The following is a 379-nucleotide window of genomic DNA, read 5'->3' on the forward strand; positions in this document are numbered from 1 at the left end:
CGGGTCCTTCAGACCCGCACGCGTACGACGGATCGCCTTCGACAACGCCTTGACGGCATCCACCTGGCCGATGACCCGCTTGTGGAGCTCGTCCTCCATACGCAGCAGACGGGACGACTCCTCCTCCGTCAGCTTGAAGACCGGAATGCCCGTAGACGCGGCCAACACTTCAGCAATCATGTCGCCGTCGACCTCGGCGACGACGTCCATGTCGCCGGCCTTCCACTCCTTCTCCCGCTTGGCCTTCGCCGCCAGGAGCTGCTTCTCCTTGTCACGCAGGGAAGCGGCCTTCTCGAAGTCCTGCGAGTCGATCGCGGACTCCTTGTCCCGGCGCACCCCGGCGATCTTCTCGTCGAACTCGCGCAGGTCCGGCGGCGCG

Annotated in this window: 1 protein-coding gene; it reads right to left on the reverse strand. The window is 65.7% G+C overall.

Going from position 1 to position 379, the window contains the following annotated elements:
- Window positions 1-379 (reverse strand): UvrB/UvrC motif-containing protein (locus ADK57_RS16030; RefSeq protein ID WP_199830594.1); only part of this gene is annotated, 379 nt, incomplete at both ends.

The organism is Streptomyces sp. MMG1533, assembly GCF_001279775.1.
Taxonomy (GTDB): Bacteria; Actinomycetota; Actinomycetes; order Streptomycetales; family Streptomycetaceae; genus Streptomyces.